This is a genomic window from Streptomyces sp. NPDC059851 (assembly GCF_042732005.1).
GTDB lineage: Bacteria > Actinomycetota > Actinomycetes > Streptomycetales > Streptomycetaceae > Streptomyces.
The window spans coordinates 44,410-65,582 of sequence record NZ_JBHWJJ010000029.1 but is presented as its reverse complement, the minus strand read 5'-3'; the positions used below and the strand labels follow the sequence as shown (position 1 = coordinate 65,582).

Annotated in this window: 14 protein-coding genes; 12 read left to right on the top strand and 2 right to left on the bottom strand. The window is 73.1% G+C overall.

The features are described 5' to 3' along the window. Positions 1 to 43: 43 nt before the first annotated feature. From ACFV7Q_RS13305 to ACFV7Q_RS13270, 8 genes are all read left to right on the top strand, one after another. The gene (locus ACFV7Q_RS13305) at positions 44 to 409 is read left to right on the top strand and encodes a hypothetical protein (protein WP_385427741.1); all 366 of its coding nucleotides are present in this window, start codon (positions 44 to 46) and stop codon (positions 407 to 409) included. A 603-nt stretch (positions 410 to 1,012) separates the two neighbouring features. After that, a complete protein-coding gene (locus tag ACFV7Q_RS13300; RefSeq protein ID WP_385427738.1) occupies positions 1,013 to 2,347 on the top strand; it encodes an ABC transporter substrate-binding protein in 1,335 nt (444 codons plus the stop codon). A 29-nt stretch (positions 2,348 to 2,376) separates the two neighbouring features. After that, on the top strand, positions 2,377 to 3,270 hold the full coding sequence (locus tag ACFV7Q_RS13295) for a carbohydrate ABC transporter permease (protein ID WP_385427759.1): 894 nt from the start codon (positions 2,377 to 2,379) through the stop codon (positions 3,268 to 3,270). Then, a complete protein-coding gene (locus ACFV7Q_RS13290; RefSeq protein WP_385427736.1) occupies positions 3,267 to 4,124 on the top strand; it encodes a carbohydrate ABC transporter permease in 858 nt (285 codons plus the stop codon). Before ACFV7Q_RS13295 ends, ACFV7Q_RS13290 begins: the two co-directional genes overlap by 4 nt. Positions 4,125 to 4,203: 79 nt before the next feature. Further along, positions 4,204 to 7,308, top strand: coding sequence for an alpha-mannosidase (locus ACFV7Q_RS13285; protein WP_385427733.1), 3,105 nt, complete (start codon positions 4,204 to 4,206; stop codon positions 7,306 to 7,308). 165 nt (positions 7,309 to 7,473) lie between these two features. Further along, complete coding sequence (locus ACFV7Q_RS13280) at positions 7,474 to 9,498, top strand: FAD-dependent oxidoreductase (RefSeq protein ID WP_385427731.1); 2,025 nt, start codon at positions 7,474 to 7,476, stop codon at positions 9,496 to 9,498. A 73-nt stretch (positions 9,499 to 9,571) separates the two neighbouring features. After that, entirely contained in the window at positions 9,572 to 9,985 is a 414-nt protein-coding gene (locus tag ACFV7Q_RS13275; protein ID WP_385427729.1) for a PaaI family thioesterase, read from the top strand. After that, positions 9,982 to 11,364: an MFS transporter gene (locus ACFV7Q_RS13270; RefSeq protein ID WP_385427727.1), complete on the top strand. Its 1,383-nt coding sequence runs from the start codon at positions 9,982 to 9,984 to the stop codon at positions 11,362 to 11,364. Before ACFV7Q_RS13275 ends, ACFV7Q_RS13270 begins: the two co-directional genes overlap by 4 nt. Positions 11,365 to 11,416: 52 nt before the next feature. Here the strand turns inward: ACFV7Q_RS13270 and ACFV7Q_RS13265 are convergent, their stop codons facing one another. Continuing rightward, positions 11,417 to 12,976, bottom strand: coding sequence for an alpha/beta hydrolase (locus ACFV7Q_RS13265; protein WP_385427725.1), 1,560 nt, complete (start codon positions 12,974 to 12,976; stop codon positions 11,417 to 11,419). A gap of 570 nt (positions 12,977 to 13,546) precedes the next feature. On the opposite strand from ACFV7Q_RS13265, the gene ACFV7Q_RS13260 reads away from it, so the two are divergent. From ACFV7Q_RS13260 to ACFV7Q_RS13245, 4 genes are all read left to right on the top strand, one after another. Beyond that, entirely contained in the window at positions 13,547 to 15,631 is a 2,085-nt protein-coding gene (locus tag ACFV7Q_RS13260) for a SpoIIE family protein phosphatase (protein ID WP_385427722.1), read from the top strand. 260 nt (positions 15,632 to 15,891) lie between these two features. Next, complete coding sequence (locus tag ACFV7Q_RS13255; protein WP_385427720.1) at positions 15,892 to 16,671, top strand: DUF4142 domain-containing protein; 780 nt, start codon at positions 15,892 to 15,894, stop codon at positions 16,669 to 16,671. A gap of 9 nt (positions 16,672 to 16,680) precedes the next feature. Then, positions 16,681 to 18,063, top strand: a complete 1,383-nt coding sequence (locus ACFV7Q_RS13250; protein ID WP_385427717.1) for a DUF1996 domain-containing protein — start codon at positions 16,681 to 16,683, stop codon at positions 18,061 to 18,063. 162 nt (positions 18,064 to 18,225) lie between these two features. After that, positions 18,226 to 19,395, top strand: a complete 1,170-nt coding sequence (locus ACFV7Q_RS13245; protein WP_385427715.1) for an RNA polymerase sigma factor — start codon at positions 18,226 to 18,228, stop codon at positions 19,393 to 19,395. Between the two features lie 126 nt (positions 19,396 to 19,521). Here the strand turns inward: ACFV7Q_RS13245 and ACFV7Q_RS13240 are convergent, their stop codons facing one another. Then, entirely contained in the window at positions 19,522 to 20,826 is a 1,305-nt protein-coding gene (locus tag ACFV7Q_RS13240; RefSeq protein WP_385427712.1) for a PucR family transcriptional regulator, read from the bottom strand. Between the last annotated feature and the right edge of the window lie 347 nt (positions 20,827 to 21,173).

Genomic DNA, 21,173 nt, shown 5'->3' with positions numbered 1-21,173 from the left:
TCACAAGGGACACGACAGATCGAACACGCACGGAGGAACGGGCATGGCACAGCGCAAGGGTTGTCTGATCGGCTGCGGAGTGGCGCTGGTCGTCGGCATCGCGGTCGCGGTGGCGCTGGTGCTGGGCATCGGGAAGGTGGTCGACGCCGCCGGCAAGACGATGATCGAGCCCGAGGTGTACGCCGCCGTGAAGGTGGGCGACCCCGAGGACGCCGTGCGCGCCAAGCTGCCCTCGGGCGAAACGTTCCTCAAGGAGGCGCTGAAGGAGGGCGGTCCGGCCCAGCCCGCCGGCAGCGTCTGCTCCTGGTACCTGGCGGGCGGCGACAGCGCCGTCGGCGAGGAGACCGTGTACCGCTTCTGCTTCAAGGACGGCAAGCTCGCCGAGAAGGCCGACTACCGCATGAAGTGAGGGGCCGGGCAGGCCCCCCGGTCCTGCGCTGCCGAACGCCCGGCCCGCCGACCACCGTCAGGGCGCGCCGTCGGCAGGGACGGGCGCCGCCCCTGCCGTCGTGAACGCGGCGGGGCTCCGCGCCTCCCTGCCGCGGTGGTGGCCGCGACGACCAGCGGCCCCCACGGCGGGATCCGGCCGAAGTTCCAGCCCTCCTCCCGCCGGTGGCTCCACCGGCCCCGCCACCGAAGGCCGCCGCGCAGCAGCCGTTGGGCTGCGAGGTCCCGAAGGATCCCGGCCGTCGGCGACGCGAAGGCGCTGGTCCCGCGGGGTCCACCTGCCGGAGGGCGTGGCACGGGGCGGCATGCCGCTGTCGCTCTCCCGGACGCCGGGGGCCGGTTTCCCGCCCTCGGCGGTAGCGGTCCGCGGGATGCCGGGACACCCCCGCCCCGCCCCGAGCACCCCGCACGGGCCGCTAAAGCGGTTTTGCGGTGCCCAGGGTAAAGCGCATTAGTGCGATCCGGCCACGCGCGTCCGGGGCCGCATTGACGCGCCCCGCCGCCGGGCCCAGCGTGGGCAGCGCGATCCGGCAGCGAGGCCGGAACTACCCCGAGGCGGCCGACGATGAACCGTTTGCACCTGCCCCGCACAGCACTCGCCACCCTCGTGGCCGGCACCCTCCTCTCCGCGTCCGCGTGCGGCCTGAGCGGCGGCCCCGCCGACGCGGAGGAGGCGCAGAGGACCGGAAGGGTGGCCGGCGAGATCACGTTCCGCACCCTCCAGCTCAAACCCAAGTACACCGCGTACGTCCAGGGCGTCATAGACGCCTTCGAAAGGGAACACCCCGGGGCGAAGGTCAGGTGGGAGGACGTCCCCGGAGACGGCTACAACGAGAAACTCGTCGCCGACGCCCAGGCCGGCACCCTCCCCGACGTCGTCAACCTCTCCACCGACTCCTTCCAACTCCTCGGCGACCGCGGCCTCCTCGCCGACATCGCCAGACTCGACGGCGACTCCGCCAAGGAGTACGTACCCGGCGCCTGGGAGCAGTTCAAGCTCCCCGGCAAGGGCGACGGCGTGTTCGCGTACCCCTGGTACGTCACCCCCGAGATCCTCACCTACAACGAGGAACTCTTCCGCAAGGCAGGCCTGGACCCGGCCGCACCCCCGACCAGCGTCGAGCAGTTCTTCGACTACGCCGAGCAGATCGCCGCCCGCTCCGGCGGCCAGTACTCCGCCTTCATGGCCGACCCCAAGGGCAGGCTCCCCGGGGACTGGCAGAAGATGGGCGTCCCCCTCCTCAACGACCGGCGGGACCGCTTCGTCTTCGACACCCCCGGGGCCGTCGCATGGGTCGAGCGGATGAAGTCCCTCTACGCCAAGGGCGCCATGCCCAAGGAGTCCCTCCTCAAGGCCGACGACATCAACCAGCTCTACGGCAGCGGCAAACTCGTCTTCGGCCCCGGCTCCCCGGGCTTCGTCAAGGACATCAAGCAGAACGCCCCGCAGGTCTACGCGCAGACCCGGGTCGCCGGGGCCGTCACCGGCAAGCTCGGTCACATCGGCATCTACGCCCAGTCCCTCGGCATCAGGAAGGACACCCGGCACCTCGACGCGGCCGTCGAGTTCGCCAAGTGGGTCACCAACGGCCCCAACCAGGTCGAGTTCTCCCGGAACGCCACCATCTACCCCTCCAACGCCAAGGGCCTCGCCGACCCCCGCTTCTCCGACCGGGGCGACGGCGAGGACGCCGACACGGTCGCCCGCGCGGTCGGCGCCGAACAGCTGAAGTCCGCCGCCCTCGACGCCAACACCCCCGTCCAGTGGACCAACCAGGTCGGCGACGCGGTCGTGCGCGAGGTGCAGAAGGCCATCAAGGGCGAACAGGACGCACCGACGGCCGTGCGCAGGGCCCAGGAGGAGGCCAACGAGGTGCTCGCCGACACGGCCATGAAGTGACCCGCGCACGTAGGGCGGCCCTGCGGGCCATGGAGGCGGAGCCGGGGCTGAGCCACCGCCGGTGGTGGGTGCCCTACCTCTTCCTCGCCCCCGGCCTGCTGACGGTGTCGCTGTTCAGCCTGTGGCCGTTCGTCAACACCGTCATCCTGTCCCTCACCGACGCCCGGATCCTGCGCGGCGGAACCTTCACCGGACTCGACAACTACCGGCGTGCCCTCGCCGACCCGGACTTCTGGACCGCCGCCGGCAACAGCGTGCTGTACCTGCTGGTCGTCGTCCCGTGCCTGGTCCTGCTGCCGTTGGCCCTCGCCGTCCTGGTACGGGCGCGGATCCCGGGCATCGGGTTCTTCCGGTCCGCCTTCTACACGCCGGTGATCGCCTCCGCCGTGGTCGTCGGCCTGATGTGGCAGTGGGTGCTGCGCAGCGACGGGCTCGTCAACACGCTGTTCCAGCGGCTGCGGATCGTCTCGGAGCCGGTTCCGTTCCTGACCGACAGCACCATGCTGCTCGTCTCCGCGATGATCGTGACCGTCTGGAAGGGCCTGGGCTACTACATGGTGTTCTACCTCGCGGCCCTCGGGAACGTGCCCGCCTCCCTCCACGAGGCGGCCGCCCTCGACGGAGCCGGTCCCGTCCGCCGCTTCGTCAGCATCACCATCCCGCAGGTGAAGCCGATGATGCTGCTCGTCGGTACCCTCTCGGCGATCTCCGCGCTGCGCGTCTTCACCGAGATCTACATCCTCGGCGGCGAGAGCGGCGGCCCCGGCGGCGGGGCCCGCACCCTGCCCTTCCTCATCCGGCAGGTCGGACTCGGCTTCGCCGGCGAGACCGGCTACGCCTCCGCCATCTCCCTCCTGCTGTTCCTCCTCACCCTCGGCTTCAGCCTGCTGGGCCGGCGCCTGGCGAAGGGGGACGAGACGTGAGCCCCACCGCCTCCCCGCCCCCCACGGCCGGACGGACCCGCCGCCTGACCGGACGGGCCGCCCGGTACGCCGTGCTGCTCCTGATGCTCGCGGTCCTGACCGGGCCGATCGCCTGGCAGTTCCTCACCTCGATCCGCGGCCGCACCGAGAACGTGTACGACGGGGTGCTGCCCGCGCAGCCCACCCTCGACAACTACGCCCGGGTCGCCGAGTCCTTCCCGCTGGTCCAGTACACCGGCAACACCCTCACCGTCGCCGCCCTCGCCGTCACGTCGAACCTGCTGTTCTCCGCCATGGGTGGCTACGCCCTGTCCCGGGCCGGCTGGCGGGGCCGCAGGACCGTCTTCACGGTGCTCGCCGCCACCCTGATGTTCCCCTTCGAGTCCGTGATGATCTCGATGTTCCTCACGGTCCGCGGCATGGGCCTGGTCGACACCCTCGTCGGCGTCTGGCTCCCCGGAGCGGTCTCGGTCCTCAACATCATGATCATGCGGTCGGCCTTCCTCGCCGTCCCCAGGGAGATCGAGGAGGCCGCGGTCCTCGACGGCGCGGGGGAGTGGACCCGCTTCACCCGGGTCTTCCTGCCCGCCGCGAAGGGCTCCCTGGCCGTCGTCTGCATCACCAGCTTCATGGGCGCCTGGGACGACTTCCTCTGGCCGCTGCTCGTGCTCACCGACAGCGAGCACTACACCCTCCAACTCGGCCTGAAGACCCTGGCAGGCGCCACCACGACCAACGACCAGCGGATCATCGCCGCCGGCGCCATGGCGGCGCTGCTGCCGATGATGCTCCTCTTCTTCGCCCTCCAGCGTTACTTCTTCAAGGGGGTGGGCGAGGGAGCCGTCAAAACCTGAGGCGCGCCGCGCCCCGGCCCCCGTCCCGCCCGCCGCCCGCAGTTCCGCGACCGCCCCCTCCTCCCCTGGAGCCGCCGTCATGCACGACGACCGCAGCATCACCGAACACCGCCTGCGCCGCGTCCTGAAGGAGCGCATCAAGCCGGCCCTCTACTCCCGTCCGGTGCCGCTCACCGTGGAGCGGTGGGAGGCCCCGGGCGAGCCCGTGTCCGTCGCCGAGGGCCTGGCGGCCCCGTACGAGCCCTGCGCGGTCGGCGCGGAGTGGGGGCCGGCCTGGGGCACCACCTGGTTCCGGGTCACCGGCAGCGTCCCGGCCGACTGGGCGGGGCGCACCGTCGAGGCCGTCCTCGACCTCGGCTTCGACCGGATGATGCCCGGCTTCCAGTGCGAGGGCCTGGTCCACCGCGCCGACGGCAGCGAGGTCAAGGCGCTCAACCCGTACAACGACTGGGTGCGCGTCGCCGACGCGGTGGAGGGCGGCGAGCGGATCGAGTGGTACGTCGAAGCAGCCTCGAACCCCGTCCTCGTCGAGCACGCCCCCACCTACGAGGGCGACCGGCAGACCAGCGGCGACCAACCCCTCTACCGGCTGGCCCGGATGGACCTCGCCGTCTTCGAGACCGAGGTCTGGGAACTCGTCCAGGACCTGGAGGTCCTCCACGACCTGATGGTGGAGCTCGACGGGGCCGACGCCCGCCGGTACGGGATCCTGCACGCCCTGGAGGCGGCCCTCGACGCGGTGGACCTGGCCGACGTACCCGGCACGGCCGCCGTCGCCCGCGCCCGCCTGGCCCCGGTCCTCGCCGCCCCCGCCCACGCCTCGGCCCACCGGATCAGCGCCGTCGGCCACGCCCACATCGACTCGGCCTGGCTCTGGCCGCTGCGCGAGACCGTCCGCAAGGTGGCGCGGACGGCGTCCAACGTGCTCGGCCTGATGGACGAGCACCCGGAGTTCGTCTTCGCCATGTCGCAGGCCCAGCAGCTGGACTGGATCAAGACCCATCGGCCCGAGCTGTTCGAGCGGATCAAGAAGAAGGTGGTGGCGGGCCAGTTCGTGCCGGTCGGCGGCATGTGGGTGGAGTCCGACACCAACATGGTGGGCGGCGAGGCGATGGTCCGCCAGTTCCTGTACGGCAAGAAGTTCTTCCTGGACGAGTTCGGCATCGAGACCCGGGGCGTCTGGCTGCCCGACTCCTTCGGCTACACGGCCGCGATGCCGCAGATCGCCCGGCTCTCCGGCTCCCAGTGGTTCCTGACGCAGAAGATCTCCTGGTCGCAGGTGAACGCCTTCCCCCACCACACCTTCCGGTGGGAGGGCATCGACGGCACCCGCCTCTTCACCCACTTCCCGCCCGTCGACACCTACAACGGCGACCTCGGTGGCGCCCAACTGGCCCACGCCGCCCGCAACTACCGGGAGAAAGGACGGGGTTCGCGCTCCCTCGCCCCCTTCGGCTGGGGCGACGGCGGCGGCGGCCCCACCCGCGAGCACCTCGCCCGGGCCCGGCGGCAGCGGAACCTCGAAGGCTCCCCGCGGGTCGAGGTCGAGGCGCCCGACGCGTTCTTCGACAAGGCCCGCGCCGAGTACCCGGACGCGCCCGTGTGGGCCGGCGAGCTCTACCTGGAGCTGCACCGCGGCACGTACACCTCCCAGGCCAAGACCAAGCAGGGCAACCGGCGCAGCGAGTCCCTGCTGCGCGAGGCCGAGCTGTGGGCGGCGACGGCGGCGGTGCGGGTGCCCGGGTACGCCTACCCGTACGAGGACCTGGAGCGGATCTGGAAGACCGTGCTGCTGCACCAGTTCCACGACATCCTGCCGGGGTCGTCCATCGCCTGGGTGCACCGCGAGGCCCGCGCGACGTACGCCCGGGTGGCGGACGAACTGCGCGCGATCACCCTCGCCGCGCAGGTTGTGCTCGCCGGGGAGGGCACCGCCGAGCTGGTCTTCAACTGCGCCCCGCACACCCGGCGCGGCGTCCCGGCGGGCGGCGCCGGCGTCCCGCAGGCGCCCTCGGGCCCGGTGGAGCTGGCGGAGCGGCCCGGCGGCGGATGGATCCTGGCGAACGGGCGGCTGCGGGTGGAGGTCGACGGCCGCGGGCTGATCGTCTCGGCGTACGACCTGTGGGCCGGGCGCGAGGCGGTGGCGCCGGGGCGGGCAGCGAACCTGCTCCAGATCCACCCGGACTTCCCGAACATGTGGGACGCCTGGGACATCGACGCGTTCTACCGGAACGACGTCACCGACCTCGTCGAGGCGGACGCCCTGGATGTCGTGCAGACCGGCCCGGACGCGGCGGCGGTCCGGGCCACCCGGTCCTTCGGCCGGTCGAAGGCGACCCAGTGGATCACCCTGCGGGCGGACGCCGCGACGGTGGACATCGTCACCGAGGTCGACTGGCACGAGACGGAGAAGCTGCTGAAGGCCGCGTTCCCGCTCGACGTCAAAGCCGAACGGACGGCCTCCGAGATCCAGTTCGGGCACGTCCACCGGGCCACCCACACCAACACCTCCTGGGAGGCGGCCAAGTTCGAGATCTGCGCCCACCGGTGGATCCACGCGGAGGAGCCGGGCTGGGGCGCGGCCGTCCTCAACGACTCCACGTACGGGCACGACGTCACCCGTGACGTGCGGCCCGACGGCGGCCAGACCACCACGATCCGCCTCTCCCTCCTGCGCGCCCCCCGCTACCCGGACCCGGAGACCGACCAGGGCACGCACACCCTGCGGTACGCGCTGGCGCCGGGCGCGCGGATCGCCGACGCGGTCCGCGAGGGGCATGCGCTGAACCTGCCCGAGCGGGTGGTGCCGGGCGCGGGGCCGGTCACCCCGCTGGTGTCGGTCGCCGGTGCCGACGGCGGTGACGCGGTGGTGATCGAGGCGGTCAAGCTGGCCGAGGACCGCAGCGGCGACGTGGTCGTCCGGCTGTACGAGTGCCTGGGCGGCCGTGCCTCGGCGACCCTCACCGCGGGCTTCCCGCTCGCGGCGGCCGTCGAGAGCGACCTGCTGGAGCGGCCCCTGTCCGGCACGGCCGTCGGCCCCGTCGCCGTCGGGGAACCGGTCGGCGCGGGGGAACCGGTCGCGGGGGAACCGGTCGGCGCGGGGGGACCGGCGGCCGCGGGGGACTCGGTCCCGCTGGTGATGCGGCCCTTCCAGATCGTCACGGTCCGCCTCCGCCGGGCCTGAGTGCGTGAACTGCACCACAGCCGGGGCCCGGCCCCGCCGGGCCGGGCCCGCAGTCCCGGCACCGGGGGGCCCGGACGCCCCGCGCGCGGGTTTTGCACTTAGTTGCAAAACGGGCTTCGCCTCGCTACAACAGGTGCATCCCACCCGCGCGAGGAAGGCGCCCCCATGAGTTCCCAGAGCCGGTACCCGCACCTGCTGAGCCCGCTGGACCTCGGCTTCACCACCCTGCCGAACCGCGTGATCATGGGCTCGATGCACACCGGTCTCGAAGAGCACGAGCGCGGATTCGAGCGCCTGGCCGCCTTCTACGCCGAGCGCGCCCGCGGCGGCGCCGGCCTCATCGTCACCGGCGGGATCGCCCCCAACGACGCAGGCCGCCCCTTCGAGGGGGGCTCCCGCCTCACGACCGAGGAAGAGGCCGCCGAGCACCGGGTGATCACCGGAGCCGTGCACGCCGAGGGCGGGAAGATCGCGATGCAGATCCTCCACTTCGGCCGCTACGCGTACCACAAGGACCTCGTCGCCCCCAGCGCCCTCCAGGCTCCCATCAGCCCCTTCGTCCCGAACGAGCTCACCGACGCCGAGGTCGAGCAGACCGTCGAGGACTTCGTCCGCGCCGCCCGCCTCGCCAAGCTCGCCGGCTACGACGGCGTCGAGATCATGGGCTCCGAGGGCTACCTGATCAACGAGTTCATCGCCGCCGCCACCAACCGCCGCGAGGACCGCTGGGGAGGCTCGTACGAGAACCGGGTCCGCTTCCCCCTGGAGATCGTCCGCCGCACCCGCGAGGCCGTGGGCACCGACTTCATCCTGATCTACCGCCTGTCCATGCTCGACCTGGTCCCCGGCGGCTCCACCTTCGACGAGGTCGTCCACCTCGCCAAGGAGATCGAGGCGGCCGGCGCCACCATCATCAACACCGGCATCGGCTGGCACGAGGCCCGCATCCCCACCATCGCCACCTCCGTCCCGCGCGGCGCGTACACCTGGGTCACCCAGCGGCTGATGGGCGCGGTCTCCGTGCCCCTCGTCACCAGCAACCGCATCAACACCCCCGAGAAGGCCGAGGAGGTCCTCGCCGAGGGCCGCGCCGACCTGGTCTCCCTGGCCCGCCCCTTCCTCGCCGACGCCGACTTCGTCGCCAAGGCCGCCGCCGGCCGTCCCGAGTCCATCAACACCTGCATCGGCTGCAACCAGGCCTGCCTCGACCACACCTTCAGCGGCAAGATCACCAGCTGCCTGGTCAACCCCCGCGCCTGCCACGAGACCGAGCTCGTCCTGTCGCCCACGCGCCTCACCAAGAGCGTCGCCGTCGTCGGCGCCGGCCCCGCGGGCCTCGCCTGCGCCGTCACCGCCGCCGAACGCGGCCACCGGGTCACCCTCTTCGAGGCCTCCGGCCACATCGGCGGACAGCTCGACGTCGCCCGCCGCATCCCGGGCAAGGAGGAGTTCGAGGAGACCATCCGCTACTTCGGCAACCGCCTCGCCGAGGTCGGCGTCGAGCTCCGCCTGGACACCGTCGCGGACACCGACACCCTGCGGGGTTACGACGAGGTCGTCGTCGCCACCGGCGTCACCCCGCGCACCCCCGACATCGAGGGCATCGACCACGCCGCCGTCGTCAGCTACCTCGACGTGCTGCGCGACGGCGCCCCCGTCGGCGAGCGCGTCGCCGTCGTCGGCGCCGGCGGCATCGGCTTCGACGTCGCCGAATACCTCACCGACAGCGGCGAGGGCGCCTCCCAGGACCCCGCCGTCTACTTCCGCCACTGGGGCGTCGACACCGCCTACGAGGGCCCCGGCGGCCTCACCGCCCCCGAGCGGCCGGCCTCCCCCCGCCAGGTCCACCTCCTGCAGCGCAAGACCACCAAGGTCGGCGCGGGCCTCGGCACCACCACCGGCTGGATCCACCGCGCCGAACTCAAGCACCGCGGGGTCGTCTCCGTCGCCGGCGCCTCGTACGACCGGATCGACGACGAAGGCCTGCACATCACCGTCGGCGGCGAACAGCGGCTCGTCCCGGCCGACACGGTCGTCCTGTGCACCGGCCAGGAGCCGCGCCGCGACCTGTACGAGGCGCTGCGCGCGGCCGGCATCGAGGCGCACCTGATCGGCGGCGCCGACGTCGCCGCCGAACTGGACGCCAAGCGGGCGATCCGCCAGGGCACCGAGCTGGCCGCCGCGCTCTGACGGCGCGCGCCGGCAGATCACAGAGGGATCAAGGGTGTTGTGGCGGCCCCGCCGGGCCGCCACAATCGCTCGGGTGACCCTGACACCGGCAGATGCAGACAAGGTCCTCAAGGACAACTTCGCCCCCTGGGTCCTCGACCTGGGACTGACCGTCGAGGAGACCGGCGACCGGCACGCCGTGCTCCGGCTGCCCTGGTCCGGCGCCCTGGCCCGGGACGGCGGCGGCCTGTCCGGGCAGGCCCTGATGGCAGCCGCCGACACCGCCACCGTCATCGCGATCAGCGCGGCGCGCGGCGCGTACGGGCCGATGACCACCGTCCAGCAGTCGACCAGCTTTCAGCGGCCCGTGACCGGCACGGACGTGCTGATCGAGGTGCGGGTCACCAAGCTCGGCAAGCGGATGGCCTTCGCCGACATCACCATGACCCCGGACGGGGGGCAGGAGCCCGCCGCGACGGCCTCGACCGTGTACGCCCTGCTGGGTTGAGTGGGGCGCCGGAGCCCGCCCCCCTGTGGCGGAACCGGGACTTCAACGTCTTCTGGCTCGGCCAGGCGCTGTCCGTCCTCGGCGGATCGATCTCCCTGCTCGCGCTGCCGCTGCTCGTCCTCGACGCCACCGGGTCCCTCGTGCAGATGGGCGTCATCACGGTGATCTCCGGCGTCACCGGCATCGCGACGGGGGTGTTCGCCGGGTACGTGGTGGACCGGACGGACCGCCGCCGCCTGATGATCACGTGCGATCTCGCGCGGGCCGTGCTGCTGGGGGCGGTCCCGGCCGTCTGGCTGGCCGGGCCGCGCATCTGGGTGCTGTACCTGCTGGCGGCCCTGGTCACCGCCCTGAAGACGCTGTTCGACGTGGCGTACGTGAGCTCCGTGCCGAACCTGGTGCCGCCGCGGGACCTGACCGCCGCCAACGCACGGCTCATGGGCACCTTCGCCGTCGGAACCCTGGGCGGGCCGGTGGCGGCGGGGTTCCTCACGGCCGCGGTGGGCGCCGACTGGGCCCTCGGGGTGGACGGGGCGACCTTCCTCGTCTCCGCCGTGAGCCTGCGCTGGGTCGCCTTCGACCGGTACGGGAGCGCCGGCGGGGCCGGTCGCGCCGCGGCGGACGGTGGCGCGGGCGCGGGCGCGGGCGCAGGCGCGGGCGTGGGCAAGGGCGCGGGCTCCGGTTCGGGTTCGGGTGCGGGCTCCCGTTCGGGTTCCGGCGGCGGGCGGGTGCGGGAACTGTTCGTCGTCGGCTTCCGCTTCTTGTGGGCGCATCCGCTGCTGCGCCCGCTGACCGTGCTCCTCACCCTGCTGACCTTCGTCACCATGGGCGCCACCGACCTGCTCATCTACCGGATCCGGCACGACCTCGGCCAGGACGCGGCCACCCTCGGCTACGTCATCGCCGTCAGCGGGCTCGGAGTGGTCGCCGCGGCCCTGGCCGCCGGGACGCTCCGCCGCGTCTTCGGCACCGGCGCGTGCTGGCTCGGCTCGGCCGCCCTGATCGGGCTGGCCGTGGCGGGCGTCGGAGTCAGCCGGAGCGTGCCGGTGGTCGCCGCCCTGGCGGCCGTGTTCATGTTCGGGACGACCCTCGGCGGGGTCGTCTCCATGACCCTGCGCCAGGAGGTCACCCCGGACCGGCTGCTCGGCCGGGTCACCTCGGCCTTCTGGACCGTCCACAACGCCTCGGGCCCGGTGGGCGCGGCCGCGCTGACCGTCCTGGCCGCCCGGCACGGCGTTCCCGCCGTCAGCGTGGCAGCCGGGGCGTTCTGCCTGCTCATCGTGGTCGCAGGGCTGCTGACCCCGCTCCGCGGCGGCGGCCGGGCCGTGACCGACCGGGCCGTGTACGGGCCGTCGGCCCGCGCCCGCCAGCGCCGCTAGCCGGACCGGCCGGCCCGCCGCCCGCGGAGCCGGGCGGCGGGCCGGTACCGGTTCAGAACCGGTTGGGTGCGGCGCCCGGGAAGCGCTGCGGCGACGACGGCACGAGGTCCGCCCGGCGCTCGTTGCCGGTCGGAGCGGCCTGGCAGGTCACGTCCTCGGCCGGCAGCTTGCCGGTGCTGAGGTACGAGTTGACGGCGGCGTCCGCACAGGACTTGGGATCGGTGAGGTACACGCCGTGGCCCTCACCGCCCCGGACCAGGAGCATCCGCGACCCCTTCAGGGCCCGGTGCAGGCCCTCGCCGCTGGTGAGGGGGGTCTGGGAGTCCCACTCGTTCTGCACGGTCAGGACGTTCGCCCTGGTGTTCATCTTCGTCGGCGGCTCGATGGGCCGCTGCCAGTACGCGCACGGCTTGATGTTGGACGCGAAGTCGCCGTACAGCGGGTACTTCGCCTTGTCCGCCGCGGCCTCCTTCGCGTACTGCTCGGGGTAGCGCGGCCATTCCACGTCCCCGCACACCACGGACCAGAACACGGCCGTACCGGTGTCGGAGGAGGGCTCCGCCGCCGGCTTCAGCAGCCGGCGCTGCTCCGCGGGGAGCGTGGCGGGCCTGCCCTCGGCCGCGTCCTTCAGCGCCTTGACGGCCGGTGCCGCCTGCGCCGGGTAGAAGAACACGGCCCGCCCGGCGCGGATGTCATCGCCCGAGTACTTCTGCCCCTCCAGCTCGATCGGCTCCCGGTCGGCCCGGGCGACCAGGTCCCAGAAGGTCTTCGACACCGCGTCCGGGGTGGCGCCCAGCCCGAACTCGGCGTTGCGCTCGGCCGTCCACTGCGTCCACCGCTTGAAGGCGGGCTCCGCCTCGGTCGCCCAGACCTGGATCATGCCGCGCCAGGCGCGCTGCGGGTCGACGCCGCTGTCGAGGACGAAGCGGTCCGTGCGGTTCGGGAACATCTGCGTGTAGACCGCGCCGAGGTAGGTCCCGTACGAGTAGCCCACGTAGCTGATCTTCTTCTCGCCGAGGGCCACGCGTATCGCGTCCATGTCGCGGGCGGTGTTGCGGGTCGTGATGAACGGCAGCACCGACCCGGACTTCTCACGGCACTTGTCGGCGACCGCGCGCGCCCACTCCACGTCAGCCGGGAAGGTCTCCTCCCGGTACGGCCGGACGATGTTCTGCTCCTCGTCGGTCATCCCGCAGGTGATCGGGCTGCTGGCCCCGGTGCCGCGCGGGTCGAAGCCGATCAGGTCGTACTGTTCGCGGACCTCCTTCGGCATCAACTCCTGGGCCATCAGCGGCATGTCGAGGCCGGGGCCGCCCGGACCGCCCGGGTTGAAGAGCAGCGCGCCCCGCCGCTTGGCCGGGTTCTCGCTCTTGATCCGGGATATGGCGACGTCGATGGTGCGCCCCTGGGGCCGCCGGTAGTCGAGCGGCACCTTGAGGGTGGCGCACTCGTACGAGGCGGGCAGGTCGGTGCTGCACCTCGCCCACGCCGGCTTCTGCGGGGTGAACTCCGCTGCAGGGGCGGCCGAGGCCTGTGTGGCGGACAGCAGGGGGACGGTGGTGGCGAGGAGACCTGCGGCGGCGAGCGTCGGCCCGAGGCGTGTGATGTTCACGAAGAGCGGTTCCCTTCCCGTGAAGTCGGTGGCGTCCCCACCCTGTTGCACGCCACGGTCGGGTGGAATCCGCCCGAAGGCCCGACTCGTATGCTCCTCCCGAACGAGTGGATATCCGGACAACTGGCCGACACGCCACAGGACTTGGTGCCGGCCGTCACCGGCCTGTCCGCGCCGCGGTGCGGCCGGTCGCGTCACGGCCGCTCAGCGCGGGTCCGACCGGTGCCGCCGGCATGGGCCGGCGGACGTACGACTTGGGGAGGACGGGAGAGGACGGAAAGGGACAGGGAAGGAGGGGGAAGGAGGGGAGCGGCGACAGCGGCACGGCGCAGGGCGGTCCCCGGCGCCGTACCCGCTGCCCCACCCGGACGGTCGATACGCCCGCCGCCCGCGCCGGGCACCCGTCCGCCCCCGTGGCCCCGGGCCCCGTACGGCCGAGTCGTGCGCGGCTGCGGCTGCCGGGCGGGGGCGGTGGGGGGAGGATGGAGGCACCCGGGGGTCGGAGCCCGGAGCACCACGAGCGGGCCGGCGCACCGCTCCCTCGGCGGCGGACGGGAAGGAGTGGTCGGCATGAACGCGGCGAACGACCTCCCGGCCGGCCCCGGTGCAGCCACCGAACCCGTCGGCCCCTCCAGCGGGCGGGGCCTGCTCGACGTCCTCGGCGTCGCGGCGGTGGTCCTCGACGAGCAGGGGCGGATCGCCCTGTGGAGCCCGCAGGCCGAGGACCTGTTCGGCTACACCGCCCAGGAGGCCCTGGGCAGGCCCGCGGCCCGCCTGCTCGTGGACCGGGAGCACCTGGGCGTGGTCCTCGCCCTCTTCGAGAAGGTCATGGGGAGCGGGAAGCCCTGGGCCGGGGTGTTCCCCGTCCTGCGCAAGGACGGCACCACCCGCCTGGCCGAGTTCCGCAACATGCGCCTGGAGGACCAGGACGGCCGGCTCTACGCGCTGGGGATCGCCTCCGACCAGGCCACCCTGCGCCGTCTGGAGCGCGACCTCGCCCTCTCGATGCGGCTCGTCGCCCAGTCCCCGATCGGCCTGGCCGTCCTGGACACGGAACTGCGCTACGTCCTGGTCAACCCGGCACTCGAACGGATCAACGGCCTGCCGGCCGCGGAGCACCTGGGCCTCAAGGTCCACGAGGCCCTGCCCCACATCGACTCCGCGGTCATCGAAGCGGCCATGGCCGAGGTCCTGCGCAGCGGCGTGCCCCTGCTGGACCAGTTCACCACCGGCCGTACCCCCGCCGACCCCGACCAGGACCACGCCTGGTCGGTCTCCTTCTACCGGCTCGACGACCCGGGCGGGCGGCCCATCGGGATCGCCGCCTCCATCGTCGACGTCACCGAGCAGTACAAGACCTCCAAGGCCGTGGCCCAGGCCCGGCAGCGGCTCGCCCTGATCGCCGACGCCTCCGTGCGCATCGGCACCACCCTCGACCTCGGCGTGACCGCCCGCGAGCTGGGCGACATCGCCGTGCCGCAGCTCGCCGACGTGGCCACGGTCGACGTCATCGACGAGGTCCTCACGGGCGACCATCCGCCCGACGTCGCGGCCGGCGGGCCCGTGCAGTTCCGGGCCCTCGCCGTCACGGCGGACCGGCCGACCCCCGCCGTCCGGGCGGCGGACCCGGTGGGCTCGCTCGCGCGCTACGACGCCACCCGACTGGTCACGCAGTGCGTACGGACCGGCCGCCCCGTCCTGCTGGCGCACGCGTCGCGGCAGGACCTCGACCGCGTCGCACGTGACGCCGGGGCCGCCGAGCTGCTCGCCGAGGCCGGGCTCCACTCGTACCTCGCCGTGCCGCTCATCGCCCGCGGCGAGGTCATCGGCGCCCTCGGCCTCCAGCGCACCTCCCACCCGCTGCCGTTCGACGAGGACGACGTCCTGCTCGCCGGTGAACTGGCGGCCCGCGCGGCCGTCTGCATCGACAACGCCCGCTGGTACCAGAAGCAGCGCCGCACCGCCCTGACGCTCCAGCGCCACCTGCTGCCGCACCACCGGGGGCGCTCGCCGGGCCTGGAGATCGCGTACCGCTACCAGCCCGCCGGGAGCGCCGCCGAGGTCGGCGGGGACTGGTTCGACGTCGTCCCGCTGCCCGACGACAAGACCGCCCTCGTCGTCGGGGACGTCATGGGCAGCGGCATCAACGCGGCAGCGGCCATGGGGCAGCTGCGGACCGCCGCCCGCACGCTCGCCGAGCTCGACCTCGACCCCGCCACCGTCCTGACCCGGCTGGACCACACCGCCACTGGCGTCGGCCACACCATGGCCACCTGCGTCATCGCCGTCTACGACCCGCACCGCGGCACGTGCCGCATCGCCACCGCCGGCCACCTCCCGCCCGTACGGACCGGCCCGGGCCGCCCGCCCGAGCTGCTCGACCTGCCGACGGGTGCGCCTCTGGGCGTCGGTGGCGTGCCCTTCGAGGCCACCGCGCTCGACCTGGGGGTGGGCGACGAACTGGTCCTGTACACCGACGGGCTCGTCGAGACCCGGGACCAGGACATCGACACCCGCCTCCAGGCCCTCACCGCACTCCTCGACGATCCGGATCGCCCCCTGGAGGAGACCTGCGACCTGCTGCTGGGCAGGCTGCGCCGGCCGGACGACCGCGACGACGTCGCCCTCCTCATCGCACGGGCCCGGCCGCTCTAGCGGGGGCGTGCACGGACGGGCGCACGGCAGGCGCGCGGACGGCGCACAGGGCGGCGCGCGGGGAGCCGACGCCGGGGCACAGTACCAGCCCCCCGGGGTGTTGCCCGGATGTTTGTCCATTCGTGATGGTCCTTCCGAACGGACACCACAACTGGCACTAGCGTCCCTTGACACCCGGGGAGCGCGGGTGCTCGACGGCACTACTGCCGCGGCCTACCGCCCCTGCTGCCCCTCCCGGCCCCTCGCAGCAAGGAGGCACAGTGCTGTCATTCCGCCGGTCGGCCGTCGGCAGTTTGTCGGTCGCTTCGAAACACGTGCTGGGCACGGGCGCCGTGATCGGCGCCCTCGCCTTCACCCTGATCGCGTTGCTGATCCCCGTGCAGAGCTTCGGCGGCAGATCCGCCGCGGCGACCGCGTCCGCCACGGGCGACGACGACGGCCTCGGCACCATGAGCACGGCCTTCGGGCCGCTGACCGCCCAGGACCGCGACTTCGTCCGCAAGGTGCGGCTCGCCGGGCTGTGGGAACTGCCCGCAGGAAAGGAGGCGCTCCAGCGCGGCAAGCGCCCCACGGTCCGTACCGCCGGCGAGCACCTCATCGAGGGCCACACCGAACTGGACCGCCGGGTCCTGGAGGTGGGTCAGGCCCTCGGCATGGAACTGCCGAACCAGCCCAGTGCCCAGCAGCAGGAGTGGCTGGCCCAGCTCGCCGCGGCCCAGGGCCCCCAGTACGAGCAGCTGTTCGCGCAGTTGCTGCGCCGGGCGCACGGGAAGGTGTTCGCCGTGGTGGCGCAAGTGCGCGCGCAGACCCGCAACTCGATGGTGAGGCAGCTGGCCAACGACGCCAACACGACCGTCCTGGACCACATTTCCGTGCTGGAGGCCACCGGACTCGTCGACTTCGACGGGCTCGCGGACACCCCGCCCGCCGGGTCCCGCCCGGCTTCGGGCACCGGCACCGGCACCGGCACCGGCACCGGCTCCGGGGTCGTCCCGGTGCCCCTCCCCGCCTCCTCCACCCTTTCCCGACCGACGAAGTGAAGTGATCGCATGAGTCAAAAGGGCCACAAGCGCCGTCTGCGGACGTCGCACAAGGTCCTCGTCATGGTGTCCGCCCTGGCCATGGGCGGCGGCGGGGTCCTGTTCGTGTCGCAGGGCGCCTTCGCCGGTCAGGACGGCCGCGCACCGGTGACCGCCACCATCGACTGCCCCGACGTGGGCGACAAGCTGAACAACGTGCCCGAGCAGGCCAGGGGCGAGGTCGACAAGAACCTCGCGCAGCTCGACACCCAGGTCGCCAACGCGTACGCGCAGCTCGCCTCGGGCCGCGCCAAGGGCGACGCGCTGCTCAGCGGGCTGAAGCAGCAGCGCAGCGGCACCATCTCCGCCATCGGCGACGCGCTGGGCAAGGCCGGCGCCCGCCAGCAGGGGCTGGAGGGTCTCAGCGGCTGCCAGATGACGAAGACCGCGGCGGCCGACCCGAAGGACGACCCGGCCGCCGCCGCCCAACAGGGCGCCGCCGCGCAGGGCGGCGGTGCCCAGCAGGCCAAGGGCGGACCGGCCAAGAGCGACTTCGTCGCCATCGGCTCGGTCAAGCCGAACGTCAACAAGCCGGCAGCCCGTTCGGCCGCGTCCCGGGGGTCCTTCTCGGTGAACTGCGGCCGCAACGAGAACGGCCACTTCAACCCCGACAACGTCATCGTCGCGCCGGGCGTCAGCAACGGCGCCCACCACATGCACGACTACGTCGGCAACCTGACCACCGACGCCTTCTCCACCAACAACAGCCTCGCGGCCTCCGGGACCACCTGCACCAACGGCGACCAGTCCACCTACTACTGGCCGGTGCTGCGCCTGCGGGACGGCCGGGCCGAACGCGACGCCAAGGCCCCCGGCGGCGGGCAGGACCTGAACGTCGGCACCATCCTGAAGCCCAAGCAGGTCACGATCGAGTTCAAGGGCAGCCCGGTCTCCAAGGTCGAGGCCATGCCCCGCTTCATGCGGATCATCACGGGCGACGCCAAGGCCCTGACCAACGGCAACGGCAACGCCAACGCCTCGTGGAGCTGCACCGGCTTCGAGAACCGCCAGCTGAAGGACAAGTACCCGGTGTGCCCCAAGGGCAGTGACGTGGTCCGGACGTTCAACTTCCAGAGCTGCTGGGACGGGAAGAACATCGACAGCGCCAACCACCGCACCCACGTGGACTTCGCGAAGAAGGACGGCTCCTGCAAGCCCGGCTTCAAGGCCATTCCGCAGCTGGTGCAGCGCATCGTGTACAGCGTGCCGGCCGGTTCGCGCTTCGCCGTGGACAGCTTCCCCGAGCAGTTGCACAAGCCGGCGACCGACCACGGCGACTTCATCAACGTGATGTCGGACGGCCTGATGCGGCGCGCGGTGGGCTGCATCAACGAGGGGCGCGCCTGCCGCTGATCCCCGGTCCCTCGGAGGCGGCGCACACCCCCTCCCCCTCCCCTTGCGTCGCCCCGAGAGCGGTGCCGGCCCGAAGCCGACTTCGGGCCGGCACCGCGCACGTGCTCGTGCCGTCGCCCGCAGGGGCCCGAGGGCCCCTGGAACACACCCAGGAGTGCCCGCATGTCCGGCTCCCGCCGTCCCCCGGCCCGTCCGTACCGCACGGAGGGGCCCGTTTCGCTTTCCGCCCGCCAATCCGCTGCCGAATCCGGATCCCCACCCCGGTTAGCGCGCCGGTCCGGATCCGGTTCGGTACCCGGCACCCCCTCCGGCCCCGGGGCCGTATCCGAGCCCGGGGCCGGGTCCATACCCCCGTGCCAGCCTGAGTCCGAGCCCGAGCCCGAGTCCGAGCCCGAGTCCGAGTCCGAGTCCCAGCCCGAGTCCGAGCCCGAGTCCGGGTCCGAGTCCCAGCCCGAGTCCCAGCCCGAGGCCGAGTCCGAGGCCGAGTCCGAGTCCGGGTTCGAGGCCGGGGCCGTATCCGGGTTTGACGCCGAGCTCCGTCCCGGCGACCCCGCGGCCGGGCGGTGCGAGCCGTCCGACGGGGACCTGATCCGGCGGCTCCGGCAGGCGTACGCGTCCGGCACGCGCGCCCCCGAGGTCTGCGAGCTCCTCCACCGGCGGCACGGTGCCGTCGCCCTCGCCTGTGCGCGCCGCTGCTGCCGCGCCCCGCAGGACGCCGAGGACCTCGCATCCGAGGCCTTCATCCGCACCCTCCAGGCCGTCCGCTCGGGCGCCGGACCGCGCGACCACTGGCGCCCGTACCTGCTGGCGGTGGTCCGCCACACGGCCATCGAGTGGCGGGCCGGGGCCGGGCGGACCGTCCTGACACCCGACGTCGAGCCGTGGTGCCCGCCGGGGCCGGGCGGGGACGACCCGCAGCGCCGGCTGCTGGAGCGCGAGGACCGCCGGCTCGTCGCCCGCTCCTTCCACACGCTGCCCGAGCGGTGGAAGGCCGTGCTGTGGCACACCCTCGTGGAGGACGACTGCCCGCACCCCGTCCCCCTGCTGCTGGGCATCACCCCGAGCGCCGTGACCTCCCTGGCCTTCCGGGCACGGGAAGGACTGCGCGAGGCGTACCTGCGGGCCCATCTCGACACCGGCGTCGCCGACGCCCGCTGCCGCCGGTACGGGAGTGTGCTCGGGGCGGCCGTCCGGCGCCGGGGGACGACCCGCGGCCGGGACCTGACCCGCCACCTGGCGGTGTGCCGGTCCTGTGCGCGGGCGTACGCCGAACTCCTCGACCTGCATGCCGCGCTGTGCCCCGCTGCTCCGCCCGTGCCGGCCGGCGGCTGAGACGCCGCGGCCCCGGCCCCCCGCGCCGCGTGGGCGGTGAGGGGGCCGGGGCCGAAGGGGGGCGCGGGGCCGGGCCGTGCGCGGGGCGCGGGGGAGGAGGTTCCGCCCCGGGCACGGCCGCGGCCGCTACAGGCCGTTCACGCGGGCCATGCGCCCCACACCCAGGGGACGGAAGTCGGTCGCGGCGGCGCGGGCCTTGCGTCCCACCCGCGAGTACTGGCGCCGCACCTGGGCCATGAGGCGGCGGCTGCGCAGTGCCATCTCCAGCTCGAAGCGGGTGCGGGGGTCGCGCAGTCCGGGGCCGAAGAGCTTCTCCAGCTGACGCATGCGGTAGCGCACGGTCTGCGGGTGCACGCTCAGCGCCTTCGCGGCCTCGGGTGCTCCGCCGCCCTCCAGCCAGGCGAGCAGGGTCACTTCGAGCCGCTCGCTCTGTCGGGGTGTCAGATTGGCCAGCGGCCGCAGCCAGCGCGCGGCCAGTGCGTGCGCCAGCGGCTCGTCCTGCAGGAGGAGCAGGGTGGACAGGTGGTCGTCGACGAAGAGGGGCCGCCCGTCCATGCCGGGGCGGCTCGGGGTGAGCGCCAGCAGCCGCAGGGCCCAGCGCAGGGAGTGGTAGGTGTCGCGGGGGACGACGGGGTGGCCGACGGCGGCGAACCGACCCCGCAGCAGGGCCTCCAGGGCGGTGCGGGCCTCCGGGTCCTCCGGGCTGGGGACGAGCAGGCACGGCTGGCCTCCGACCATGCCGGCGAGTGCGTCGTCCAGGGCGGCCGCGAGCTGCTGCGCCTCGCCCGGCGTGGTGAGGGCGATGGCGCGTATCTCGGGGGGCAGGGGCCAGCCGGCGGCGCGGGCCAGCTCCGACAGGGCGATTTCAGCCATGGGCATGTCAGACGTGAGGGCGGAAAACAGCTCGCGCCGCGCCCGTTCGGAGCTACTGCCCGTGCCGTCGGAGGACACGACGGTCAGCGGGGCCGAGGCCCTCCTGCGGCTCTGTTGCGGAATCCGGCCGCGGATCTCGCCCAGCAGGCCCTCGTCCGGGTCCGCGTACCGGTCCGCGTCCGGGTCTTCGTACTCGTCGCCGGCCACGGGGCCGTCGTCATCGAGGTCCGGATGCCCGGCGGCGTCGTACGCGCCCGCACCCCGGGCCGCTCCGGGCCGCTGGTCGGGCGCGGTGTCGTGTTCCGCCCGCGGAGCTTGATCCTGTGTCACCGGCTCGCGGTATCCGAGTGCGGTGAGCAAGGCCGCCTCGAACTGCGCTCTGACCACCTCGTCGTCGAGGTCGTCGACCAGTGCTGCGAAGCCGGGGATCCCGTCCCTCAGCTCCTCCACCATCCCGGACGCCAGCGCGGGCAGTTCCCTGCGCAGGACCCGGGTCCACTCGCCGCGGGGGCGGGCCCAGATACGGTTCAGCAGTTCGCACATTGTTACCTCGTTCATGCCGGGGTACGGCCCGTCCCATGGGGGTGTGGCAGGCCCGTCGAGCAGCCCCCGTCCCTCGTCGGCTCCTGTGCAGACAGGGGAGTTGAGCTCCTCGTACACCCTCCAAGAGAGGGTCAACCACTTGCGGTCCCGCGGCTTTGCCTCGATTTTGCCGACGGGGAGGTGTGGTGGCGGACAAGGCGTCATCCCGGTTCCCACCACACCGTTGGAACGGAATCTTCCGGGGCTGATCGCCAGGACGATGCCACACGCACGAGAACTTGTCACGATTCGATAAATCCTGTGGAGGCGTTGCGAAGGTCCACGATGCTTCTGCACTCCGGCCCCCGCTCCCGGCCGGCGCG

Coding starts and splice junctions, on each gene's coding strand:
- ACFV7Q_RS13295 (WP_385427759.1), top strand. CDS start 2,377: ATGGAGGCGGAGCCGGGGCTGAGCCACCGCCGGTGGTGGGTGCCCTAC.
- ACFV7Q_RS13260 (WP_385427722.1), top strand. CDS start 13,547: ATGAACGCGGCGAACGACCTCCCGGCCGGCCCCGGTGCAGCCACCGAA.
- ACFV7Q_RS13245 (WP_385427715.1), top strand. CDS start 18,226: ATGTCCGGCTCCCGCCGTCCCCCGGCCCGTCCGTACCGCACGGAGGGG.
- ACFV7Q_RS13240 (WP_385427712.1), bottom strand. CDS start 20,826: ATGAACGAGGTAACAATGTGCGAACTGCTGAACCGTATCTGGGCCCGC.
- ACFV7Q_RS13250 (WP_385427717.1), top strand. CDS start 16,681: ATGAGTCAAAAGGGCCACAAGCGCCGTCTGCGGACGTCGCACAAGGTC.
- ACFV7Q_RS13305 (WP_385427741.1), top strand. CDS start 44: ATGGCACAGCGCAAGGGTTGTCTGATCGGCTGCGGAGTGGCGCTGGTC.
- ACFV7Q_RS13300 (WP_385427738.1), top strand. CDS start 1,013: ATGAACCGTTTGCACCTGCCCCGCACAGCACTCGCCACCCTCGTGGCC.
- ACFV7Q_RS13285 (WP_385427733.1), top strand. CDS start 4,204: ATGCACGACGACCGCAGCATCACCGAACACCGCCTGCGCCGCGTCCTG.
- ACFV7Q_RS13280 (WP_385427731.1), top strand. CDS start 7,474: ATGAGTTCCCAGAGCCGGTACCCGCACCTGCTGAGCCCGCTGGACCTC.